9 protein-coding genes are annotated in these 14,674 nt (G+C 55.4%); 5 read left to right on the plus strand and 4 right to left on the minus strand.

The window, feature by feature from the left end; genetic code table 11:
• Positions 1–8: 8 nt before the first annotated feature.
• The 4 genes from K239x_RS23080 to K239x_RS23095 form a co-directional block, all read right to left on the minus strand.
• A complete protein-coding gene (locus K239x_RS23080) occupies positions 9–1,196 on the minus strand; it encodes an exo-alpha-sialidase (protein ID WP_419189304.1) in 1,188 nt (395 codons plus the stop codon).
• Positions 1,186–1,569 (minus strand): 3-keto-disaccharide hydrolase, encoded by a 384-nt coding sequence (locus K239x_RS23085; RefSeq protein ID WP_419190111.1) that lies wholly within the window; start codon positions 1,567–1,569, stop codon positions 1,186–1,188. The genes K239x_RS23080 and K239x_RS23085 overlap by 11 nt, the downstream gene beginning before the upstream one ends.
• A gap of 185 nt (positions 1,570–1,754) precedes the next feature.
• On the minus strand, positions 1,755–2,612 hold the full coding sequence (locus tag K239x_RS23090; protein WP_145420709.1) for an SDR family oxidoreductase: 858 nt from the start codon (positions 2,610–2,612) through the stop codon (positions 1,755–1,757).
• A gap of 2 nt (positions 2,613–2,614) precedes the next feature.
• A complete protein-coding gene (locus tag K239x_RS23095; RefSeq protein WP_145420710.1) occupies positions 2,615–3,622 on the minus strand; it encodes a zinc-binding alcohol dehydrogenase family protein in 1,008 nt (335 codons plus the stop codon).
• A 466-nt stretch (positions 3,623–4,088) separates the two neighbouring features.
• On the opposite strand from K239x_RS23095, the gene K239x_RS23100 reads away from it, so the two are divergent.
• The 5 genes from K239x_RS23100 to K239x_RS23120 all read left to right on the plus strand — a co-directional run bounded on the left by K239x_RS23100 (position 4,089) and on the right by K239x_RS23120 (position 14,581).
• The gene (locus K239x_RS23100; RefSeq protein ID WP_145420711.1) at positions 4,089–4,631 is read left to right on the plus strand and encodes a dienelactone hydrolase family protein; all 543 of its coding nucleotides are present in this window, start codon (positions 4,089–4,091) and stop codon (positions 4,629–4,631) included.
• Positions 4,632–5,936: 1,305 nt separating this feature from the next.
• Positions 5,937–9,569: a WD40 repeat domain-containing serine/threonine protein kinase gene (locus K239x_RS23105; protein WP_145420712.1), complete on the plus strand. Its 3,633-nt coding sequence runs from the start codon at positions 5,937–5,939 to the stop codon at positions 9,567–9,569.
• A gap of 390 nt (positions 9,570–9,959) precedes the next feature.
• The gene (locus K239x_RS23110) at positions 9,960–10,808 is read left to right on the plus strand and encodes a PEP-CTERM sorting domain-containing protein (RefSeq protein ID WP_419189305.1); all 849 of its coding nucleotides are present in this window, start codon (positions 9,960–9,962) and stop codon (positions 10,806–10,808) included.
• 77 nt (positions 10,809–10,885) lie between these two features.
• Positions 10,886–11,506 carry a PEP-CTERM sorting domain-containing protein gene (locus K239x_RS23115; RefSeq protein ID WP_145420713.1) on the plus strand — a complete coding sequence of 207 codons (621 nt, stop codon included), beginning with the start codon at positions 10,886–10,888 and terminating at the stop codon, positions 11,504–11,506.
• Between the two features lie 228 nt (positions 11,507–11,734).
• Positions 11,735–14,581 carry an alkaline phosphatase family protein gene (locus K239x_RS23120; RefSeq protein WP_419189306.1) on the plus strand — a complete coding sequence of 949 codons (2,847 nt, stop codon included), beginning with the start codon at positions 11,735–11,737 and terminating at the stop codon, positions 14,579–14,581.
• Positions 14,582–14,674 lie beyond the last annotated feature (93 nt).

Here is a 14,674-nt window from a genome sequence, read left to right on the forward strand (position 1 = left end):
AAAGGAATTCACTGGCTATTGTTCCTGAGTGACTTGATTGGAATCACAGCCAGTTCTGCGCTATTGAGGTTGCCGCGACGGCCGCCGTTGTTTGAGTAGCCGACGTAGAGTTTGCCATCATGCTCGGTAGCGCAAGCGTAGGACAGACTCAATTGCCGAGCCGATTCCCCAGGGCCCCTTCCGTGAAACGATCGTCGAATCACGAAAACTCTGCTGAAGCGGCTCTCGCCAGGTTTCGACAATGCGATTGTCAACGGCGTCCGCTTGCCGCCATTGTTTTTTGCAGTCGTGCAAACCAGAAAACGCTCGCCAGTGCTAAGGACACCGGAGGCAGGCTTCGACGTCGTCATCGGAAGATTGCTGACCGATGATGGAGACCAAGTACGACCAGAGTCCTGGCTCACCGCGACAAGTGCCACTGCGTCACCGCCATACCTTGCGATGCTGTGGATCGTTTTCCCGCTGGCGATGATCGAGGACTCACCCCACATTCGCTTGATGCCTTCTGCGACCGGGATCTTCTCAAAATCCCACTTCGTGAAGTCGTCACCGTGACTGATCGCGACGGCGGCCGGAAAAACATGGTCATTTGAATACGGCCCAGCAGCGAAGCCCGGCATGATCCAGTTCCCGTCGGCCATTCTCACCGGTTGATTCATCGGCCAAAAGCCATCCTTCAAAACGACGCCAAGCTTTCTCCATTCGTTCGTGTGTTCGTCGAGTAGGTAGGTACGCGTATGGATGTCTTTCATTCGGCCATAGTAGCTTCCTTGAAACGCCCAAAGTCGACCTTCATGGGAAAGGAAAACTCCATGGCTAACGGCGAGGTTTTCCTCGTCTCCAGCATCAATTTTGCGAAGCGGGCCCCACGACTTCCCATGATCTTCGCTGACCCGGAAATGAGCCTCTTCGGAGACCGTGTTTTCGGCTCCTTGGTTGTGACCGAACGAGGCGTAGAGTTTGTTCTTGTGCCAGGCGAGGCCAACCCCGTGAAGGAAGGTATAGCCATCGGCAGCTTTATTCCACTTCTTGATGACATGGAACTCAGCATCCCGAATGACCGGCAACTCACCGGATTCAGGCAACGGAACGGTGCTGTCCCAAAGCAATGTATGCCCCGGTTCCTGCGCGGTTGCGTACTGAAACCCCATCACCAAGAACAACAGAGGGAACAGCAATTGACGATTACGGATCATTGTTTTGTGTGCCTGCTCTAACATTTTTTGTATTCGTTGTTGTTCTTTTGCCAGCGCCGCGGGGGGGAATTGACATCGGTTTGAAGTCTGGTGATGGCCTGAGTTGTTCTGCGGTTGGAATCTCTCGCCAACGCAGATTGCGATACCAAACTGGTTGTCCGTGATCCTGTAACCACAACTGGCCACCGCGACCGGTGAGATCACCGCCGCGGATCGTCAACAGTTTACTCATTCCGGTCCTTTTCGGATCGGTGTAGTTAAAGTCCAGAACCTTCCGGTCGTTAAGCCAGTGCTGAATCACCGTTCCCTTACACACCACGCGCCCACGATTCCATTGGCCCACCGGTCGCGTTGCATCTTTGCACGGGGCCATACCAAAGAAAGGGACTGTCGATATTGTCGAACGCTTGCTATTCACCTTGACCGGTTCGTGCTGAAACGTAAACGTCACGCCCAGCGTTGGCACAACGCCGATCGTGTCCTCGTACCTCAGATCTTCAGGGAATCGAAGTACCGTCCACTAGGGATAACCCCCTAGCATCGAATCGAGACCAAGCGTTAGGCACTTTGATCTGCGATTTTCCCAAAGAACACGTCCCAGCTTTGGTGCGGACGTCCGGCGGCTTTCAAGAATTGGCTTTCATTGTTGGACGCGCCATTGCGGATTCCTTCGTAGATGCCGGCGATCACGTTGCCGAGAAATCCGCCAAGTTCGGCGACACGGTCTTCACGATACTCTTCAACAGGCATTTCGCGGTATTGAAGATCGGTGCCGAATGCGGCGTTCAGATAGTCGGCCAGTTGCTGTTGTGTGATGGCTTCTCCGTGAAGGTTGTACGTTTGAGAGTTGTGTTTTGGCTGCGTCAGCATCTGTGCGTACGCGAAAGCCAACTCGTCACGTGTCGTGTACCCGCACAACGCATCGCCGGCACAGTTGGCAATCTCGCCTTGCTGTTTGTACGTTTCGATGTACTCGACGTCGGGTTCGATGTAGATTCCGTTGCGTCCGATTCCCCACTCGAGACCGCTGTTGCGAACGTCTCCTTCGGTTTGGCGATTGCTTTGAACAATTGGCGAGAACGCTGTGCCTTCTTCCGCTCCTTGGATACTCGTGTAAACGATCTTACTCACGCCAGCTTGCTTGGCTGCTTCGATCACATTGCGATGCTGACCAATCCGCTTGTCGGGCGCGTCCATGCCGGAAACCAGCAGCACGGTATCGACACCGCGAAGCGACTTTTCCAGGTCAGTCCGAGATCCATAGTCGCCGGGCCGAACTTCGATACCAAGCGATTCAGCTTTGGAGGGTGTGCGGGCAAGCCCGATTACGTTTGCCTTGCCAACGATCTCGATGAGGGCTCGGGCAATCTCTGAACCCAGGTTTCCGCTGGCGGCAGTCACTGCAACAGTGATCATTGCTAATTCCATCCTTCGAGAACGTTCTTGCCGATCGCACGAGTACTCTCTTGCTCGGCGTGGGCGTTTTTGAGTGTGTCGACGCTGATCTTTCCGAGGTTGTTATTCACGGTGGAAATCAGCGTGCCATCGTCGATTAACTCTGACACGCGATTCAATAGATCGTGTTGTTTTTCAATGTCATCGGTCTGGAACATCGAACGCGCAAACATGAACTCCCAACTGAAACTCAACGCTTTGAGTTTTCCTGATTTGATGTCCAGCGTTTCCGGGTCGTCGATGAACGCGACGTGTCCACGCGGTTTGATGAGTTCGATGATGGCGGGGAAGTGCCCGTCGGTGCCTGTTAGCGAAGCAACGTAGCGAGGCTCAAGTTCCAGTGTCTTCAATTGATCGACGAGAGACTCACGATGGTTGATGACGTAGTCGGCACCCATCTTCTGCACCCACGCGATCGTTTCTGGACGCGACGCAGTGGCGATGACTGTCAGGCCCGTCAGTTTCTTGGCAAGCTGAATCAGGATCGACCCGACTCCGCCTGCGCCGCCGATCACTAGCAAGCTTTCGCCGCTGCCTTCGCCTTGCTTGATTGCGAGCGAATCGAAGAGGAGTTCCCACGCCGTGATCGAAGTCAGCGGGAACCCGGCGGCTTCTGCGAAACCGAGTGACTTGGGCTTTTTGCCAACAATTCGTTCGTCGACCGCATGCAGTTCGGAGTTCGTGCCCGGCCGTGTGATGTCGCCAGCGCAAAAGACATCGTCGCCGACTTTGAATTTGCTGACGTCGCTTCCGGTTTCTTGAACTACGCCAGCGGCGTCAAAGCCGATGATTTTTTTACCGCTGTCAGGTTGTTGATTCTCACGGACTTTGACGTCCACGGGATTGACCGAGATTCCCCGCACTTGGACCAGTAGATCATGCGGTCGCAGTTCGGGGGTTTCTGTTTCAAATTGGACGAGCGAATCAGCGGCGTCGATTGGGCCGGCTTGCGTGTATCCGATGGCTTTCATGCAGATCTCTCTCGATTAGTGATATTAGTTTTCGGTGAAGTGTTGCGGGTGCCATTGCGTTGCAGGAAAGCAACATTTGTGCCAATGCGTTGCGAACGCATGTTCATTGAAGATTCTCTGCTACGTGTTGCTCGATAACCATTGACCTGTCACATCGGCAAGAACCTGATTTTCTCACTGCCCGTGAATCAGAAAAGGGGAGCAGGTCACTTCTGAGCTGCTACCCAAATCTGTACCACCTTCATTGAGAAAACCAGGGCTTCATCTGGCCGGGCTAGCCCGGCCAGATGAAGCGAAATCTTTGGGGGCCATGCGTTGGCATCGCGTAACGGGACAGTTCATCGTCGATCTGCGGACAGCGAACCGAAGCGGAATCTGGAGTCGCATCTGGCATCGCTTAATTTCGTCGCAAACCGAGTTACCACCGATAACTCAAACAAACGCAAGCGAATAAGCCTTAAACTAAATGAAAACCGATGCTACTCAGCCGACTGCACCCTCCACGTTGGACGTTCGATGGCCAAACTGGGGGACGATACTCTCTCAGAACGGTGATTCCGACTATTTTTTCACACTCAAAAGCGGAAAGAAGAGCGGAAGTCTCTCCGCAGATGGCCTCCAGCAATTTATCGCCAACGTCGTGGCGAACTACGATGTCGATCCGCAACAGATCACGATCATTGGGTACAGTGCGGGCAGCGGGTCTGTTACCAGCACCGCGGTGAACAAAGGTGACTTGATCAAATCAGTGATTGTGATCGAAGGCGGCTTCCGAGGTACTGTCCCGGACGACCATACGCTGAAAGGTCTGCCGATCTGGGTTTTTCACAACAAGGACGATCAACGGGTTGCGTTGGAACGTGGCGAAAACTTTGTGAAATTGGCACGGGACAATGGAGCAGAAGTCCGTTTCACCATCAATCCCGATGGCGAACACAAGATTCAGATCAAGAGAAATCTAACACCGGAAGTGGTGAAGTGGATTTTCGGAGATAAGGACGCGAAATAGATGACCGCTTTGTTTCACAGCAAGCGCTCGACTGGAGTTTTCTTGAAAGACCTTCGCGAATGCGTACGCTTCGGCCATTCGCCGTTTGCTTCGGCCCCTGCGAACCAGACGATAGAAATCATGCTCGGGTTAACAGCTCGGAGTATTTTTCGGCGGTTCGGTGCGTTCGACCATATCGGGTGGAATGGACAGCATCAGCGACCGGCCGTTGTCCCATTCGACATCGACTTGCGTCCAGCCGCTTTACTGTCCCGGTAATGCCGGCAGGAATTGGGGCGGGATCGTCGGTCATCGAGATCAGCCGAATACGGCCGCCTGACTTGAGTGGTGTCGTCATGGCTGAGTTCCTCGTTGGTGGATTGCTGGGTCTGAATAAAGACCTGGCCCGCTGTCGGCCAGTGTGGTGCGTTTGGTTTGGCTTAGTAGCAGTTTCCGCACTCACGACAAAACGCCCGCACGTTACCAACGTCGGGCGTTGTCGGGGCCGCGCGGTTCAGAATCGGAACAGCACCAAGACTTCGGCGTCCATGCCGGCGTTTCGGCTTTCGTTCAAATCACCGCGACGTTGGACAGATCACCCACCGCAACTTGCACCGTGAATGTGCTTCCGCTGCCCAGTTCGCTTTCGACGGTGATTGCGTCTTCAAGCAATTTGGCCAGTCGATGAGCCCCGTTACTTCGGGGTTCGTCGGGTTTCTACTTTAGTGCTAGGAAATTGGAAGTTGAAAGGAGCGGCAAGCCCGCCGAATTCGCCATTTAGATCAGGGTGAGATGGACGTGGTTTACGAGGCTGTCCAACAGAGCTTCACACGTTGTGTCGCGATCAAAACTCCGATGCAAACTGCCCTCTTCTTTCAGGGATACACGAGCGGCACCTTTTGTTCGCCAACTCGCGTGGGCATGCTGATTGGGAGCTACTCACAGCACGTCGGTGCGTACTCGGCGAGCGCGGCCTACTCGCAGCAAGCATCCAGACGGTTTTCCGCGGCTTGTTATAGAAGAGCTTTTTGGGGGCCCGGATGTGACGCACCATTCCCTGAAATTGCAAATCCGTGTTCTCGTGCGGCATCCAACAGATGCTGTGCGATTGGCAGGCATCTGTTCGCCTGTATATAATTCACCGACTGGCTTTCACTTAGCTTTTCGTGGGTCAACTGGCACTTGCGACGACGTTTTCTTCCTGGCATCTCGCCTTACTGAAAATGGAAGGTCACAGGAACAAAGAAATCGCCATCAAACCCGGATGCATACGTCGTTCGATACAATGATGGCTTGCAATGATCCGCGAGATTTGAATGGAAGACGATGGTCAGTAGCGCCGAACAGTTTCTTCACGCTACCGCCGGCGCGCATGATCAGCAAATAATCGCAATCGAACGACTGTGCACGGAGTTCGAACGCAATTGGCGACCGGACGGCCAGACGAGAATCGACCAATTTATCCGAAACGTCGAACCAGCGATCTGCGGCAACTTGGTCACTGAGTTGATCCCGATCGACTGCGAACTGCGTGACCGCGAAAATGATCCTCCCAAGCTACAGGAATACCACCAGCAACTTCCAGAATGGAAAACGCAAGTGGAAATCGGCTTTGCCATCTGGGCAAACCTTGCGATGGGCATCGACGAAGTTGTCCCGCGTCAAGACCTTAAGCAAATCGGTGACTTTCGTCTTCTGCGACAAATCGGTCAGGGTGGGATGGGTGTTGTTTACGAGGCCGTCCAGGAGAGCTTGGGACGTCGCGTCGCGATCAAAACTCTGACACAAGCCAACCGCATGAGCTTGGTGACCCGTTTTGAGCGTGAAGCTCGCGCAGTCGCGATGCTGCACCACACCAACATCGTGGAAGTGTTTGGCTCGGGTGTTGATAACGGTATCCCGTACATTGCCATGCAGTTGGTCGATGGTCGTGGTCTGAACGAAATCATTCAGGAGGCAACGCAACCCGCCACCGACGAATCGTCCGGTCACGAATTGACTGGTTTTAGTGGCCACAGGTTTGTCGCAAGAATCGGATTGCAGGTCGCCGAAGCTCTTGATCACGCTCACCAGCAAGGTGTTTTACATCGCGACATCAAGCCTGCAAATTTGCTGATTGACGACAAAGGCAATGCCTGTGTCAGCGATTTCGGACTCGCGAAATTGAACAACGAAGACTCCGACGCCACCGTCGCTGGCAGCATCATCGGAACGTTACGTTATTTGCCACCGGAGACTTTCGATGGCCAGTGGGACGAACGGGCCGATGTTTACTCCTTGGGGGCGACATTGTACGAAGCGTTGGCGTTGCGTCCCGCCTTTGGTGCGTCGGAGCAAGGGCAACTGATTGACCGAATCAAACGCGGCGAACCTGACGCGACACTTCTTTCGTTGAACAAACAGTCATCTAGTGGGCAGATTCCGTTGGATCTGCAAACCGTCGTCACCAAAGCGATGTCTCTGGAACCTGATTCGCGTTATCAAACCGCCGGTCTGCTTGCCAATGATCTCAGGCGTTACCTCAACGGCGAGCCGATTCTTGCTCGCCCGGCTTTGCCAGTCGAAAGGATTTGGAAATGGAGCAAACGAAATCCGGCGGTTGCCTCACTGCTGGCGTTAATCCTATTGTTCCTGTCGATTGGATTGCCAACGATGACTGTCTTGTGGCGACGTGCCGAAACGGCGCGAGGCAATGCTGAATCACAGCGTGAATTTGCCGCAGTGGCTCAGCGCGAATCCAGAATCGCTGCGATCGCAGCGGAGCAAGCGAAAGAGGCCAGCGAAGTTGCACGTTATGGCAGTTCCATGATGTTGGCTCAAAAGTACTTGGAAGAGGGCAATGCGTATGAGTTGAAACGCCTGTTGAATGATTGGGTTCCCGATCCTGATGACGAGGCAGCCAACGACCAACGTGGTTGGGAATGGGATTACCTGAATCAAAATACGAACACTTCGGTCCTGACGCTTTCGGCGGATCTACGGTTCGCTTGGGACGTCGCGATCCATCCGGATGACACACAGATCGCGGCCGCCTTTGGTGAAACTGTCAGTGGTCTTGCGAGCCAAGTTGTCGTGTGGGACGCGGTGACAGGGAAAGCTCTTTATAAAATGAGCGACCCCCAGTGCAATCTCAACAGTTTGGCGTACAGTCCCGATGGAACCTTGATTGCAACCATCGGGCATGTGCTTTATCGGGAGGACACGCGTGGAACATTGACGCTTTGGGACGCGTCGACCGGGCAGAAGAAACGGTCCGTTGAACTACCTGGCAAGTTCAACAAACAAAACGTCGACGGCTACACTGGGTTCAATTATCCGCCAACCGTTGCGTTTAGTGCCAGTGGCGAACAAATCCTGACCACGCCCGGCCCGATTGAGCTGTACGATACGCGAACGCTTCAGCCGATTTGGAAGGGCAAGTCGGTCAAGGGTCGCGAGGCTCTTTTTGGTCAAGGCGGTCGGATCGTGACGCACGTTGACGGGGTATTTCACGTCTACGACCAAATGACGGGAGACGCTCTGTCCACGGACGAACATGCCGACCGTTTTTTTCGACTTCGCTGCAGTGCTGATCGCAGCGTGTTCACGACCGTGACGGAAAACGCGGTCAGAGTTTTCGCGAATTCAAACTGGAGCGAACACACCGATATCTCCTCCGTTGGCATTTCCTGGGGATCCGTCAGCCCGGATGGGCAGTGGGTGTTGACCGGCAGTCGGGCAGGTGCGTTGGCGATCAGTCCACTGGCGGATCCATCGCAGCAGCCAATCGGGTTCCTAGGACACGAGTCCGAAATATCTGATGCGGCGTTCAGTCACGATGGGCAATGGTTTGTGACCAGCAGTTTGGATGGAAGCGTCAAGAAATGGAGCATGGGATCACTGCGTAGTTCCAGCACTCTGGACACGCAGGTTGAAGACATTTCTGCGATTGCCTTTCGAGATGATTCGCATACGGTTGTTTGCGCTGGTCCGAAAAGGAGGGGCCGGCCATCGGCCTCCGCGATTCCGATCTCTGGCGAGCAACCTTTGATGCAGGAATTGCCAACCACCCAAAGCGAAGTCTGGCCTCGCACGGATTTCGCTTTTTCGCATAACGGCATGCTCCTGGCCGCACCGTACAAAGAAGAGCAAATTACTGACGGGATTACAGAGGCCCGTTCAGGAAAAATCGGAGTGTGGTCAACGCAGAATTGGCACGAGCTGGCTCAGATAGAACTTGGCATTCCAATCATCACCAGCGTTGTCTGGAATGAAGACAGTCGGATGCTCGCCGTGGCCGGACATTCCGAAACAGACCGTGCCGATGATCGCTCGGTGTCCTATCGGGTCAAGATATTCCGTGTTGATCCGCTCGGATTCGAGTCGATACTCGCAGCCGAAATTCCTTCGACTGCCAGAGTCGAGTCCCTGGCGTTTCGCGACGGTTTGTTAGCTGTTTCCTGCCAGTCGGGGATCAGTGTTTGGCACCTGAATGACGTCAGTGACAGTGGCACTGACGGGGTGGGCATGAAGTTTGTAAAAACGATTGAGATACCGGCACAGCACGCTGGCATCTTCATGGACTTTTCTCCCGATTGTGACCGACTGGCGGTCGTCGGTTTCACTGGCGGCAGTTTTGGAGTGTTTGCCGTAGCGACGGGGCAACCGGTTTACGAACGCCCTGGACCACGCGACGGACGCTGCATTCGGTTCAGTCCGGACGGTCGGCGACTCGCCGTCGTTGGGGACGACAGCCACGTTCACTATTGTGACGCTGAGACGGGAACGCAGTTACTAAATCTAGCAGGCAGCAACGTCCCGGCAGGCACAGCAAATTTGGATGCCCGTGTAATCTTCAGTCCCGACGGCAAGCGGATCGCGACCCACAATCTGCAGCATCAGATCAAAATTTGGCAAGTCGACGACGGTCGTGGTCAGCCAAATCTTATGGCACCGTCGTCAACGCCGGGCAAACGCTAGTCGGCGATGTTTTGATCGTATCGTGAATCGCCGAAAGTCTTGAGGGCTTGTCGATTTACTGAGCCGACGGCGCTAGCCGCGGGCCTTGTGGTGATAACGCAGACCTTCGAGGCCCGTGGCTAGCGCCATCGGCTCACAAAAATTGGCTTGTCGATTAAATCGACAAACTCTTTTGACGACTTTCGCTACACCGTGAATCACGCTGCTTGACCCCAAATCAAACTTTCAAAGAAAAATCTTCTTCAAGCGTCGCAATTTCGACCCAGAGAGTGTTCCAGGGAATAGGGGTTTCTCCAGCGGGAGTTCGCCCCATTTAAATATGATCCCCGCATCTGGAAGCCTGCCGCACCAATCGGCGGGGCCTCCCACTACAGAACGCTGATATCCAACGTGAAAAATCGATTGTTAAGTTCGACCAAGCAAAAAAAACTGTCCAAAGTCCTGTGTCTGGCCACAGCCATGGGGGGCGCCGAACTTGCGCTGGACGGAGGAACCGCCGAAGCCGGGATCATTACCGGGAATTTTAATAAGGTGAATCAGGCCAACATTTTTAACATTCAAAAAATCGCCACGATTTGCATCACAGGTTTGCTGCTGATGGCGGCTGGAAATGTTTGTTCAGCGGCAGTGATCACCTATACCGACCGAACAGCGTTTGAGGCGGACGCCACGACTGCCGGAATCTTACTGACCACGGAAGGCTTCTCAGCTGATCCCGGCACCCCGTTTACCATCTCCAATGCGAACGGTGGTGCAGAGTTTACGCTGGCAAACGGGGGATACTCTGTCATTGGAGAGGACTTATCTGATTCAGTTAGCGGTGGAGGAACAGCCAGAGTGCGATTAACCGGATCGCCTACCGGAGATCTTGTTGCAATCGGCTACGATTTTAGAGGTTCGGCATTCAATTCGGATGGCTTGTTCGCTGGGTTAATGGACGTGAATGGCTCCACTCACGGCGTATCTGTCCCCGCCCATCAGGATCGCTTCGTTGGGATGATTTTCGACGGTGGTGACACGATTAACACGATTGCGTCGCTTGAAGCCACTGGAGAATGGGTTGCCGGCGCGCCTTTTGGGGCTGTTGGCATTGGCTTTGACAACCTCACCATCGGAACATTGTCGACCACCGCAGTGCCCGAGCCATCGTCGCTGGCCATCTTGGCTTTGGGAGCTGGCGGTCTGGCCATGTTCCGCCGGAAACGCAAGCCGGCGCAAGCTGCCGAGCAGACCGCGTAGGACGATTGATCAGCTCCCACTATCAAAATTTCGCACCTGAATCTCCGTATCAACTCTTCATATAATCTGAATTTTCCATGAACCACAATAAGCAAAGAAAACTGTCCAAAGTCCTGTGTCTGGCTACGGCCATGGGGGGAGCCGAACTTGTGCTGGACGGAGGAACCGCCGATGCCGCGATCATTACCGGGGACTTTGGTCAGGTGAGTCAGGCTGGCAGTTTTGTCATTGAAATCACTGGTGTCCCGGGTGTCGGCAGACTGGAAGCGAATCTGGCGTTGCTAAATCGGTTCGTGTGGAGCTACGGTTCCAAATACATGTCGGCTGTTTTGACGCCCCCGGCTGGTTTCAGAGACGACATCTCGGAGCTGGCGGCGGCCGATGTCGTTGGATCCGGACTGGCTTTTGGCAGCCTCGGCGATCTTCCAGACAATTTCGACGGATTTATCGGGTTCAAATTCAACGGAGACGGCGGGGTTCACTATGGCTACGTTCGTGCCGAGGGCAACGCCGATGGAACAGTTCTTTCGCTAACTGATTACGCCTACGAAGACCAGTTGAACACGGCAATCACGATTGGGGCCACCGCAGTTCCCGAACCATCATCGCTGGCCATCTTGGCTTTGGGAGCTGGCGGTCTGGCCATGTTCCGCCGGAAACGCAAGCCAGTACAAGCAGCTGCTGAGCAGACTGCGTAGGGCGATCGATTTCGACGTCCCCAACTTTGTGGGGCTGTTGGTTTGTCCGCCTCCGATCTTGCGCCGGAGGCGTCGCCGTGGCTTGGCAATGCGCGATCCACCGCGTTTTCACTATCGCACTGACCGGCACCTTAGAGATTGCTTCAGCGACACGGAGGTCGTTGGACAATTCACTTCTCATTCCGAGAAAGTGGGCTACCTCTAGCGGTGTAAATTCAAAGGCATCCCGTGTCGCACTCCGACCAAAAAACTCAGAACTCTCGTCGCTTGCTGCTAGTCGGCTGGGATGCGGCGGACTGGAACGTCATCAACCCGCTGATCGCCGAGGGCAAAATGCCCGCGCTGGCCGGATTGATTCAGCGAGGTGTATCCGGGCCACTGGAAACGCTGTATCCGCCGCTCTCGCCCATGCTGTGGACCAGCATCGCGACGGGCAAGCGACCGTACAAACACGGGATTCATGGATTCAGCGAGCCTGATCCGAATGGACCAGGCGTACGGCCGGTAACCAATGTCTCGCGGCGCACCAAAGCACTGTGGAATATCCTTCAGCAGAACGACCTGCAATCGATCGTCGTAGGCTGGTGGCCGTCGCACCCGGCAGAACCCATCGACGGTGTGATGGTCTCCAACCATTACCACACGGTTGCAGACGCTGATCCCGACAAGCCGTGGCCCATGTCGCCCGGCACCGTGCACCCACCGTCGCTGCGCGAGGAACTGGCGAAGCTGCGGTTCCATCCTGGTGAATTGATGCCTGAGCACATTCTGCCCTTCGTGCCCAACGCCGCCGACGTGGATCAGGAATCAGACAAACGGCTAAGCGTTCTCGGCAAAATGCTGGCCGAATGTATCAGCGTGAACGCCGCGGCCACGGCGCTGATTCAAAACGAGTCCTGGGATTTCATGGGCGTCTACTTCGACGCCATCGACCATTTTTCGCACGGGTTCATGAAGTACCACCCGCCGCGGCAAGACTCGATCAGCGAACAGGATTTCGAGCTGTATAAGGGAGTGGTCGCCGGAGCGTACCAGTTTCAGGACATGATGCTCGCTGCACTGCTGAGCCAAGTCGATGAGCAGACGACAGTGATGGTGATCTCGGATCACGGGTTCCATCCGGATCACTTGCGCCCGCGCGAGATCCCCAATGAACCTGCCGGACCGGCCGCCGAACATAGCCCGATTGGCATCTTCGTGATGGCGGGACCGGACGTCGCAACAGATCGTGAAATTCTCGGCGCTAGCCTGCTGGATATTACTCCCACGGCGCTGCGTGTCTTCGGCCTGCCTGTCGGTGAAGATATGGACGGCCGCGTACTGAGCGACGTTTTCGCTGAGCCGAAGTTCATCGAACCCGTCGTGTCGTGGGATCAGGTCCCTGGCGAATGCGGCATGCACTCGGCCGATTATGTGCCCGATCCCGTCGAGTCGCACGCGGCTCTGCAGCAGCTTGTGGCTTTGGGATACATCGAAGACCCCGGCGAACAGGTCGACGAGGTGGTGGAGAACACCACGCGCGAACTGCGCTACAATCTGGCCCGGTCATTCATGGACGGTAACCGTCATCTGGACGCCGTCCCGATCCTGAACGAGTGCTGGCAGCGCTGGCCCGAAGAAAGCCGATTCGGCGTGCAGTTGATGCAATGCTATCTGGCTTTGGAGCAGACCGCCGACGCTCGGTTGGCCCTACAAAGCCTGATCGAACGCAAACAGAAGTACGCCGAAACGGCCAAGAATGAGCTGGAAGAATTGCTCAAGCAGTTGCAGGAAGACGGCGTCGACGCAAAGGACATGAGCGACGAGCAATCTCGCAGATTCCGCGACCTGCGGGCGCGGGCGACACTCAATCCTTACGCCGCGAAGATGCTGGAAGGATCACTTCTGTTCGCCGAACAGAACCACGAGGACGCATTGGCCTGCTTCACCGAAGCCGAGCAATTCGACCAGCAGCGGCCTGAGGTCTATGTCCGTATGGGCCAGTGTCTGCGGGAACTGGAACGGTTCGATGAAGCGGCGGCGCGGTTCCAGGACGCACTGGCTATCGATCCGCGTCACGCTGCCGCGCATCTGGGACTGTGTCGGTGTCTGCTCAGGCAGGACCGACTGGACGAAGCCGAAGCGTCGGCGCGAAGTTCTCTCAGCTATCGTTATCACAATCCGTGGGGACACTACTATCTGGCAGCTGCACTGATTCGAAAACGGCTTCATGACCAAGCCGTCGAATCACTCGAGCTGGGTATTCAGCAGAATCCCAATTTCCCCGAAGCCCACGCCGCTTTGGTAAAACTCTACGGGGGGCCGCTCATGAACCCACTTAAAGCGGAAGTGCATCGCGGTAAGGAAGCGGACGCGCGGGCGCGCATCGAAGACGTCAAGCAGGGCCGACTGGCCCCACTGCCCACGCAGTCGCCGCGACAGCAGGCCGCAGATGAAGCGATTGCTGAACCGCTCAGTCGGATCACGATCAACGAACACGCTGTCAAAGCGCCGCCGGAAAAGGTGATCACCATCGTTGCCGGGCTGCCGCGATCGGGCACGTCCCTGATGATGAACATGCTGAACGCAGCCGGTCTGGAAATTCTGACCGACGGCCAACGCGAAGCGGATGAAGATAACCCGCGCGGCTACTTCGAGTACCTGCCTGCTACACAGCTCCGCACCAACAACGACTGGCTACCCGACGCACGCGGCAAGGCCGTGAAAATCGTGGCTCAGTTGCTGCCTTACCTGAAACGTGACGAGCAATACCGCGTGATTCTGATGGATCGCTCGCTGGACGAAGTGGTGTTGTCCCAGCAAAAGATGCTCGCGCGACGGAACAACGGCAGCAAACAATCGGCCGACGCGACAGACCCGGCCGCGCTCAAGCGCGCCTTTTACCAGCAACTGACCCGCGTCCGGGCCGGTCTTGAGCAACTGAAGTGCCCCGTGATGAGCGTGCCGTTTTCCTTGTGTCAAAACGCCCCCTCTGACGTGGCAACACAATTGCAGGAGTTCCTTGGCACCGAACTTGACGTGCCCACAGTCGCCGCCCGGGTGGACCCCAGCCTGTACCGCAGCCGAGGCAGGTAAATTGGCATTAACGCCATCCCCGAGCCATTATTGTTTTCGCTCTCGCAACAGTGGGCTTAGACTCTCCTCGTTTGACGTCGAAAGCGACCAGTA

Origin of the sequence: Stieleria marina (genome assembly GCA_007741555.1) — a bacterium.
Classification (GTDB): Bacteria; Planctomycetota; Planctomycetia; order Pirellulales; family Pirellulaceae; genus K23-9.